The organism is Bacteroidota bacterium, from assembly GCA_034439655.1.
GTDB lineage: Bacteria > Bacteroidota > Bacteroidia > UKL13-3 > UKL13-3 > CANJUD01.
This window is the reverse complement of record JAWXAU010000172.1, coordinates 1-9,596: the sequence shown is the minus strand read 5'-3', so window position 1 is coordinate 9,596 and position 9,596 is coordinate 1. Positions and strand designations below refer to the sequence as shown.

General features: G+C 36.0%; 7 protein-coding genes, 1 tRNA gene, 1 other RNA gene and 1 pseudogene. 7 read left to right on the top strand and 3 right to left on the bottom strand.

What is annotated here, in order from left to right:
• Window positions 1-226: 226 nt before the first annotated feature.
• Together SGJ10_12950 and SGJ10_12945 are read right to left on the bottom strand one after the other, a co-directional pair.
• Window positions 227-299 (bottom strand) — tRNA-His (locus tag SGJ10_12950).
• Window positions 300-350: 51 nt separating this feature from the next.
• Complete coding sequence (locus tag SGJ10_12945) at window positions 351-2,915, bottom strand: tetratricopeptide repeat protein (GenBank protein ID MDZ4759029.1); 2,565 nt, start codon at window positions 2,913-2,915, stop codon at window positions 351-353.
• Window positions 2,916-3,117: 202 nt separating this feature from the next.
• Between SGJ10_12945 and SGJ10_12940 the strand changes: the two genes are divergently transcribed.
• From SGJ10_12940 to SGJ10_12915, 6 genes and pseudogenes are all read left to right on the top strand, one after another.
• Complete coding sequence (locus SGJ10_12940) at window positions 3,118-3,966, top strand: M23 family metallopeptidase (protein MDZ4759028.1); 849 nt, start codon at window positions 3,118-3,120, stop codon at window positions 3,964-3,966.
• Window positions 3,967-3,972: 6 nt separating this feature from the next.
• Complete coding sequence (locus tag SGJ10_12935) at window positions 3,973-4,686, top strand: DnaJ domain-containing protein (GenBank protein ID MDZ4759027.1); 714 nt, start codon at window positions 3,973-3,975, stop codon at window positions 4,684-4,686.
• 81 nt (window positions 4,687-4,767) lie between these two features.
• An RNA gene (ffs, locus tag SGJ10_12930) (signal recognition particle sRNA small type) lies at window positions 4,768-4,866 on the top strand.
• Between the two features lie 55 nt (window positions 4,867-4,921).
• On the top strand, window positions 4,922-5,503 hold the full coding sequence (locus tag SGJ10_12925) for a 7-carboxy-7-deazaguanine synthase QueE (GenBank protein ID MDZ4759026.1): 582 nt from the start codon (window positions 4,922-4,924) through the stop codon (window positions 5,501-5,503).
• A gap of 9 nt (window positions 5,504-5,512) precedes the next feature.
• The gene (locus tag SGJ10_12920) at window positions 5,513-6,478 is read left to right on the top strand and encodes a glycosyltransferase family 2 protein (GenBank protein ID MDZ4759025.1); all 966 of its coding nucleotides are present in this window, start codon (window positions 5,513-5,515) and stop codon (window positions 6,476-6,478) included.
• Window positions 6,479-6,910: 432 nt separating this feature from the next.
• Window positions 6,911-7,204 (top strand): annotated as a pseudogene (locus tag SGJ10_12915) (hypothetical protein).
• Window positions 7,205-7,262: 58 nt separating this feature from the next.
• Here SGJ10_12915 and SGJ10_12910 read toward each other — a convergent pair.
• Complete coding sequence (locus tag SGJ10_12910; GenBank protein ID MDZ4759024.1) at window positions 7,263-8,468, bottom strand: hypothetical protein; 1,206 nt, start codon at window positions 8,466-8,468, stop codon at window positions 7,263-7,265.
• Between the two features lie 133 nt (window positions 8,469-8,601).
• On the opposite strand from SGJ10_12910, the gene SGJ10_12905 reads away from it, so the two are divergent.
• Window positions 8,602-9,537, top strand: a complete 936-nt coding sequence (locus tag SGJ10_12905) for an NAD-dependent epimerase/dehydratase family protein (protein MDZ4759023.1) — start codon at window positions 8,602-8,604, stop codon at window positions 9,535-9,537.
• Window positions 9,538-9,596: the final 59 nt, after the last annotated feature.

Sequence of the window (9,596 nt, the reverse complement as noted above, 5' to 3'; positions counted from 1 at the left end):
TTAAAATTCGTGTTTCAAACCTTTATATTTATTAGAATCGAATTATGAAAGAGGTCTAATACATTTAGTCCCTTTCTTTTGGACTATTATATATTGAGTGTCGGTATTAGTTTGATATACGAATATGAGAATTGGTGAATTTGTTCAAAAAAGCTAAATCAATCCAAAGAATTCTAAAACCAAAAAGCCTCCGAAGAATAAATTCTTCGGAGGCTTTTCAACTAAGGGTAATCGACGGGGCTCGAACCCGCGACAACCAGAATCACAATCTGGGACTCTACCAACTGAGCTACGACTACCGTATTGAAGGTGCAAATATAATATAGGAATATTTTTAAGACCGAACTTTTTTAAAAATTCTTGTTATAAAACTCGATATAGCCCTCATAGTCTTTGGTATTGTACAATTCCAAAAAGTTTTCATCACTAATAATGAAATGCTTTACTTCTTTAATTCCAGCCTCGTTCAGCATCGTTTGTTTGCCATCTATTTCAAGCAAATATTTAAGTGCGGTTTCTTTTAATTTAAATTCATTAACACGGAACAATTGATAGGTGGTATTAAATTCTAATAACTTACTCTCAAGCCCTTCCAGTGTGTGTTTGGTGGAATTGTGGTCAGAAAATTTTATTTTCACTTCTTCTGGGTTGGGGATACTGGTGGGCACCAATAACACATAAAAATAACGCGACGAATATTTACTTTGGTAGCTCCCTTTTTTAATAGCCTTGTCTTTTTCTTTATCGTCAGCACTGTCCTTTTTAATGGCAGAGGTGTCTCCCATATCAATCTCTCCTTTTTTTAATTTCTCCAATGCCTTCAATAATCCATCTGCTTTTTCCGATTCAGCCGTATTTGGATATTTACTTTGTACCAGTTTTAGTTTGGTTTCGTAACCAGTTAGGTTGTTTGTTTTGGCCTCAATCATGGCATCTAGTAGATCGAACTTGGGTTTGATACTGGTGCCCGGAAATTTCTTGTCAACTTCACCAAGTTGTGTTTTCGCACTATTATAATCAGCTTTTAAATATGATTCATAAATAGTATTATAATAATTCGAAACTTCTTTATTGGTTTCTTTTGGTGTGTAGTCTTTGTGCGGACTTGTTAATAGGAGTGTATAAGGGCTTTTAGGGAATTTTCCAACAAGCCATTTTTTATATTTTTCTGCTTGTGAAGAGTCGTTTTGTGTATTGCTAATTTTATATAGTTTATATAATACCCTATCTAGTTTTTCGTAGCTGGTGTATTTGTCAATCAAATTCAAATAGCTTTCTTTGGCCTCTTCAATATCGTTCAACTTGTCGTAATAAATATCGCCATTGCCAGCATAAGCGTCACTTATTTTATTATTGGCCGATTTTTTTGAAGCATCGCTAAAAGGTATTTGTGCCAGCATTTTTTTCATTTCGGGCGATGCTTTTGAAGCCAATGGCGTTTGCCCAATATTAATGGTATCAAGTGTTGAGGTATTGTCAGTTGATAGATTATTGCTTTGAATGTCCGCTAATTCTCGTGCCTTAGCAGCTACCCGCCAAAAGTCAGTGTTCTTGCGTTGACCCCATTTGCGGTTGAACTCTGTAACACCTATAGCAACCAAGGATGAGTTGCTGAAATAAAACCCGCTGCCACCTGAACTCGTTGTATTGGTATTATTGTTTAGGGGCAAAGTATTGTCCACTTCTTCTTTTTGCGATTTTTTATCCTCAATGGCTTTTTCTAAATAACGATATAGTTTGTTGGTGTCCATTGCCGCAAGTTTTAGCAAACTGTCTTGTAGTTTAATGGTGGTGATATTCCGCACCAATTCTCCCAACACATTTTTTTTCTCCATGATAAGTTCATAATCTTTATTATTTTTGGGTATAAATAAAGCGGTACTATCATAATAAGCCTGGGCATTTTTGTAATCGGGTTTGGCAAAATATATATCAGCCAAAGCAAGGTATGACAATGATTTCTGAGCATTATTCTTCTGACTGCTAAGTGCAGATAGTTTATAATATTTGATGGCTTCAGGTAAATTTTTGTCCTTCTCCTCTATATGTCCCAGTTCATAGTATATTTGGTCGAAATAACTGATGTTCTTATCATCTCGCAACAAATTTTTCATTAATCTTTTGGCCTGATTCTTTTTGCTGGGGTCAGATAGGTTTGCCGATTTTGCTATATTCATTTTGGCACTAAATGCCATATCGTAATTGGGATTGTATTTAATACATTTTTTGAAGAAATAGGTAGCAGAATCTCCACGGTCGGTTTGTTGATATAATTGACCCAAAATAAAGCTATAGCGTGCCTTCAAAGATTTTTTATGAGTTCTAGTGTATGCATCCCGTATGCGGCTGATGGCTGGCTTGTATTTTTCTTGCCTTATATATATATCCCCCAAAATAGCACTCAGTTCGCCTTGATATTTCTCGGGCCATTTTGCTTCGTTCTTATAATAACTCACAATAGCTTCTGCCTCATCCGATCGGCCCGCATATACATAGCTTTTCATAATCCAAATAGAGGAGGGATAACGCAATTCGCTGGTTTTGTATTTGGCGTTCAGGTATTGAAATGTTTCGATGGCTGCATAATAATCGTTTTTCAAAAATTGAGCTTCACCTAGCAAGTAAAAGCAATCGTCGACCCACTTGCTAATTTTATGATCGGATATCACTTTCGAACATTTCTTCATTACCTCATCCATTTCGGTGGCGAGACCCTTGCGTTGCTCGGCTGTGCCATAAGGGAAAACCGGCAAAATCTTTTCAAAATTGTCTGCGTTTTGTGTACGCATACTTTCAAATGCAGCATTCACTTTTTCATTGGCATGAAACCAAATATTATCGCGTGAAATGAGATTATGCCAAGCAATTTTGAGCTTGTTTTCATCGCTTAAATGGCAGGATGCTACTAGCAGCAAGGCAAAATACGAGAATACGTTTATAGCCTTTCCCCACTTTATTTTCTTAAAGAAGTTGAAAATCAAAATATTACTTTGTTTAAGTAAAAATATACTGCTGCTTTTTTGTTATTAAATTTGCAAGCAAAAATAGGGAATCTATTTTAATACTAACCATAAGACCAATTTTACCGCAATATAGTTGCATATACACCTCAGAAAAATGGAAGAAAAAAAACCAAAACAAAAACTCATCAAAAAGTTAAAAGTTCGTTATCGCCTGGTGTTGATGACGGAGAATACTTTTGAAGAAAGATATTCGGTGCATCTCACACCCATGAATTTATTCATCGGCATTAGTGCGGGTATTGTGCTTTTTACACTTATAGTAGTATCGCTCATTGCATTTACACCTGTTAGGGAATATATACCCGGCTACGCCAATTCTAAAAAGTTCGAACGCTTATATAGAAATCAATCGCTTGCTTTGGATTCGATGAGCAATGTTGTAAAAGATATGAAATTCAAATCCAGGATTTTGAAAGATATAATAGATGGTAAAACGCCCAGTGATAGCTCCATGCGATTGATGAACGATTCGGCAATTGGAGTAATACAAAAAATGATTGACGACAGATTGATGGCTTTCGATAACCGCGAATATTTTAGAAAAGAAATGGAGACGAACCCAACAGTTCCCGACAATTTTATGTTTATAGCACCTGTAAAAGGATTTGTGACGGAAAAATTTTCGCCCGATGCAAATCATTCTGCGGTTGATGTGGTGGCCAAACCCGATGAAGCTGTGAAGTCTACTTTGGCAGGTACTGTGGTGTTTTCTTCCTGGACTCCCGATGCAGGACATGTAATAGGCATTCAACACCCCAATAATATATTTTCAGTATATAAACACAATTCCGTTTTACTAAAAAATGCAGGGGCGTTTGTTAACGCAGGCGATGCTATAGCTATTGTAGGCAACAGCGGTGAGCTAACCACAGGGCCTCACTTACATTTCGAACTTTGGCATAATGGTTCGCCCTTGAATCCTGAAGATTTTATGAAATTCTAACAAGTATTGACTATTAATGAGGCCATACAAATACTTGGACTGCAGCAACCAGTTACAGCCGTAAAAATAAAGCAGCAGTATCGAGCAAAAGCACGTGAGTTTCATCCCGATGCAAGCGGAGTGGATACCAATAGCGAGTTTGTTAAAATAAATTTGGCTTACGAAACACTCAAACACAAAACTGAATTCGAACTGAATAATCAGATTTTTAAGACCAGAGTCGATTTTACGACCTTGCATAAACCGGCTGATACGAGAGGTTTTTATCAATTGCCCAATACAGTTTTAATGCAGGATTTTAAAAATGTAATTTACTTTTTTTACAAGTATTTCAAAATTAATTGGGTCGATATTTTCTATACTATATATACAAAAGTAGGTCATGCGAATAGGGTAAACAGACCTATTAAATATTTACAAACCATAGCATGGGTGGCATTGATTATACTAGGGTTGCCATTGATGTTGGCATTTTTATTTTGTAGCACTGCCTTTTATCTCATACAAAATGCATTACTCGTAAATAACGAAAAATTGAAACATCAATCTTATTATATTATACTAAGGCAAATATTGATGAGTGCAATGGCGATATTGTTTTTTTATATCGCATATTCTTTATTTCCAACATTGCTTGCTATTGCTATTATTGTTTTTACCTTGCCTGCTATATGCTTAGTGCAGATTAGTTTACTATACAGTTTCTTGAATAAGGAATAGGTTTTAGGATTAGGTTCGCCGCGGCGAATCTAATCCTAAAAATATTTTGCCCCAAACATATTTCTACATTACCTTTGCCCCTGACAGGAGCCACACGACTTGCTCCCTCCAAATCCCCCAGGGTAGGAATACAGCAAGGGTCGGAGGTCGTAGCGGTGCGATGTGGTAAACCTGTCATTTTTTTTGCAAATTTTTCTATAAAGTGGATCAGTTCCTTTCTCACCAATACCCAGTAATGGAGCACTTCTACACCCTACAGGGTGAAGGTTTTCACACAGGTAAACCAGCCTATTTTGTGAGGCTTGCAGGTTGCGATGTGGGTTGTGTGTGGTGCGATGTGAAAGAGAGTTGGCATACGGAGAACCATCCTATTTTATCTGTACAAGATATATTAACTGCTATACAAAATACGCCCGCCAAAATTGTCGTGATAACGGGTGGTGAACCATTAATGCACGATTTAAATCCTTTAACTAGCGTATTAAAACAAGCAGGTTTGAAATTGCATATTGAAACTTCCGGCTCAAGCCCTATGAGTGGAGATTGGGACTGGATATGCCTTTCGCCCAAGAAGTTTAAAGAACCATTGCAAGAATCTATTGCTGTTTCTCACGAGTTAAAAACAATTATATATAATAAACACGATTTTGAATGGGCCACAAAATTTGGGAATTTGGTAAACGAAAAATGTATATTATACTTGCAGCCCGAATGGAGCAAACGAAAAGAAGTGGAACCACTTATTATAGATTATATAAAAGAAAATCCACAGTGGCAGCTAAGTTTGCAAACGCATAAATATTTAGAAATACCTTAATACATTACCATGCTCATCTCTGTGATTTGCCCTTGTTATAACGAAGAAAAATATATCAAACATATATTGGATTTCTTTTTATCAGCCAAGCCAGATGATAAGGAATTGCTAATGGTAGACGGTATGTCGACTGATGGTACACGGAAAATAATTGAGGAATATAGTACCAACCATCATAATATTCGGTTAATTGACAATCCGAATAAGTATGTTCCTTTTGCACTTAATACAGCAATTAAGCAAGCCAAAGGAGAATACATAGCAAGAGTGGATGCACATACCGAGTACCCAGATAATTATTTTGAGAAATGCTATGAAATTTTACAAAAGACCCATGCTGATAATGTAGGTGGTTATATATATTCAAAAGGCAAAACAAATATTGGTAAAGCTATAGCTATTGCCATGAGTACCAAGTTTGGCGTGGGTAATACAGAGTTCCGCACCGAAGCTGTTGATGCCTATGTTCAAACTGTTCCTTTTGGTTTTTGGCATAAATCTGCGTTTGAAAAATTTGGATTTTTCGATGAAGAGATGATGCGGAACCAAGATGATGAATTTAATTATCGCACCAATAAACTGGGCGGAAAAATATACCAGTCATCACAAATAGAATCTTCGTATTATGTGCGTGATAGTTATAAAGCAATGGCCAAACAATACTATCAATACGGTGTATACAAACCCTTGGTATTTAAAAAACTGAATAATGCAGGCATGCGACTCCGCCATATTATACCAGGCTTTTTTGCATTATATATCATATCAATTCCATTTGCATTTTTGTTAGGGTGTTTTTTGGCTACCATTTGGATTTCGCCTTTTATATTATATATGTTTTTGAATATCTATTTCGCCTTTTCGCAAAAGAATAGTATGCTCGTAAAATTGCTAACTATCCCTGCTTATACATTATTGCATATCTGTTATGGCTTGGGTATGCTGGTGGGGATTTGGAAGTGGCGGGGGAGGTAATCGTAAATATTGAGGTTGGTGAAAATACACAACCTTGGGCAGTAGATTGTTCTTTGGAAATCATAGACATAAATCGTTCATAACTATCTTTTGAAAAAGTATTATATTTGTTATACCGACACTCAATATATAGTAGACCAAAAGAAAGGGACTAATCCCCCCGCATCCCGATAATTATCGGGATTAAGCGGGGCTATCGGGATGTAGTTCGGCATTAATACCGACACTCAATATATAATAGTCAAAAAAAAAGGGACTAATCCCGAATGCTTTCGGGATGTAGTTCGGCATTACCATTCTACAAACCTAATCCGCCACAGGCGGAGAACTATTATAGGTTAAGAATTGGTATAACATTCTAAAAACTAATCAGCCACAGGCGGAGCACTATTATAGTTTAAGAATTGGTATTACATTAATAATTGACCCAATATGAAACAACAAGATGCTATCAAAATATTTGAAGATAAAAAAGTAAGAACGCTGTGGGATGAGGTAGAAGAGAAATGGTATATTTCTATAGTTGATGTTATAAGTATTTTAACGGAGAGTGTAGACCCAACGGCCTATTGGAGGAAATTGAAGCAACGTCTTAAAGAAGAAAGAAATGAACCCGTGACGAATTGTCACGGGTTGAAAATGCAAGCATTGGGCGGTAAAATGCGTTTAACCGATGTTGCAGATACAGAGCAACTATTCAGACTAATAGAATCTATTCCATCGCCTATATACAAAAGAGCAATATAATATATATTAATCTCTTCTATTTACTAGTTATCGCAAACTACTGCATATTCACGTCATGCTTTGGCTGAAAGGATAATTTATCATAAAACCATCCCACCACCCACACCGTACAAAACACGTACAAAGGCACAATAGGCGACATATACCTACAAATAGAAAGTGTGCCTGTTGCAATAATACTCGTATATAATATAACGAGTAATAATATAAATATTTTAGGATCTCTGAGTTTTCGTATCAAAAATAGAATAAGCAAAATCACAAATGCCCACAAATGAATAATTTGAAATAGGAATATCAGAAGTTCGCCGTCCCCACTATCGGTACCATACCAAGCTTTTACAAACTTTGTTATATATAAATTGCAAAAATCAATGGGGTTATTTTTAACTTGTGTTATAAGTTCATCGTTAAAAGTAGCTTTCCAATTTTCTTGATGCGGTCGAACACTATTATATAATTTATCAGCAACGGGGTTTCCCTCAAATCGGCTAAGGCCATCAGCCACCGTGCGACGCAGGTAGGTGGAGTTATAGTTGGATGTGCTTGAAATCAATATAAAAAATACTGCAAATGAAATTAAAGTCAAAAATATTTTTTGAAAAATTCCTTGTTTTACAAATAAAAAGAAGATTGCAATTAAAGGTATTAAATATAAATTGATAGTACGAGTTTCAATACTGGCAAACAATAAAACCAATGCAATAATATAAGGAAGCCAGGTCTTGGTTATTTGCATAACTACAAACATATACAGTGCAGATATTGTTAAAAAAGAGAAAAGGCTTTCTGATAAATAAAGTCTTGGAATATTGATAAATAAAGGGTTGAGGATAAGAATCCAAAGACTTAGATATATAATGAGTTTGTTTTGGGTAATGAGTTTAAATATTTTGGCAGCAATGGAAATGGTGAATGCCAATAAAAATACATTGACCCAAAATATAGCACTAAGTCCACCACCCAATTTAATAATGGCTGCCACCAAATAGGTATAAAGGGGAGGTGTATAACCAAATCTTTCAATATTGCCATCGGCTAGAAATTTTTCGCCATCGAGTGTTTGAAAAGGATAATTAATTTCTTGAATATTATTTGCATTATTCCAGAAATAAGTTTTGAAATCATCAGCAGGATAATCAAAATGCCCTAGCCTGAAACAGAGTTGAATTATGATAAATACAGATACGACCGCTGATAAGGAGAAAAATATTTTTCTGCCAAACTGTTGAATTTGTTTCACGTACCCCATTTAGCATACAATATTAGGACAAAAGTGAGCAAGCTGCCAATTATATATCAATACCACTGCAGTCCGTTTTTTTATTCCTCTGTAATAGGTTAAATTTGCGGCTATTCGGTTTCAATATTAATATATGCAAAGAAAAATACTTATTACAGGTGGTGCAGGGTTTATCCCCAGCTCGCTAGCCGACAAGCTAATACAGAATCCAGATAACTATGTAGTAGCGATCGATAATTTTTTAACAGGTTCAGCTAACAATCTCCCGCCAGCCAAACTTGCGAACTACCAATTTATTAAAGCCGATGCAAATTCATACGAAGAGATGCTGGCTATAATGGTTTCAAACAAATTTGATTATGTATTCCATTACGCTGCTGTAGTTGGCGTGCAGCGTACGCTTATGAATCCTCTGTTGGTGTTGAATGATTTGCGTGGCATTGATAATATTTTGCAATTGGCAAAGAATACAGGGGTAAAAAGAATTTTTTTCTCCAGTTCATCCGAGGTTTATGGCGAGCCAGTTGAGTTTCCACAGAACGAGGATACTACGCCACTCAACTCAAAATTGCCCTATGCCATTGTGAAAAATGTGGGCGAAGCATTTCTTAAATCATATTACCGTGAGCACGGTTTGGAATTTACTATTTTTCGATTCTTCAATACTTATGGCCCCAAGCAAAGTGGCGATTTTGTAATGAGCCGTTTCATTAAAGCAGCTCTCAAAAATGAACCTATCACCATTAATGGAGATGGAATGCAGACACGTACATTCTGCCACATAGATGATAATATTGATGCTACCCAGATTATATTAGATGATAGCAAATGCATTAATGATGTGATTAATTTGGGCTCCGATATAGAACTACCTATTTTAGCACTAGCCCAGTTGATTATAGCACAAACAAATTCCAAATCAGAAATTATTCATTTGCCGGCTTTAACGGAAGGCGATATGACGAGACGTATGCCAGAGAATAGTAAAATGAAATCGATATTAGGTCGTGATCTTTTGCCCGTGGAGGCTGGGATTCAAAAAATACTACCTTATTTTATCAATGCATAATATCATAAACTATATTATATTCGAATGAAACTTTCTATTATAGTACCTGCATATAATGA

Excerpts from the sequence above, each read along its gene's own strand:
- SGJ10_12940 (MDZ4759028.1), top strand. The coding sequence starts at position 3,118 with ATGGAAGAAAAAAAACCAAAACAAAAACTCATCAAAAAGTTAAAAGTT.
- SGJ10_12925 (MDZ4759026.1), top strand. The coding sequence starts at position 4,922 with ATGGAGCACTTCTACACCCTACAGGGTGAAGGTTTTCACACAGGTAAA.
- SGJ10_12920 (MDZ4759025.1), top strand. The coding sequence starts at position 5,513 with ATGCTCATCTCTGTGATTTGCCCTTGTTATAACGAAGAAAAATATATC.
- SGJ10_12905 (MDZ4759023.1), top strand. The coding sequence starts at position 8,602 with ATGCAAAGAAAAATACTTATTACAGGTGGTGCAGGGTTTATCCCCAGC.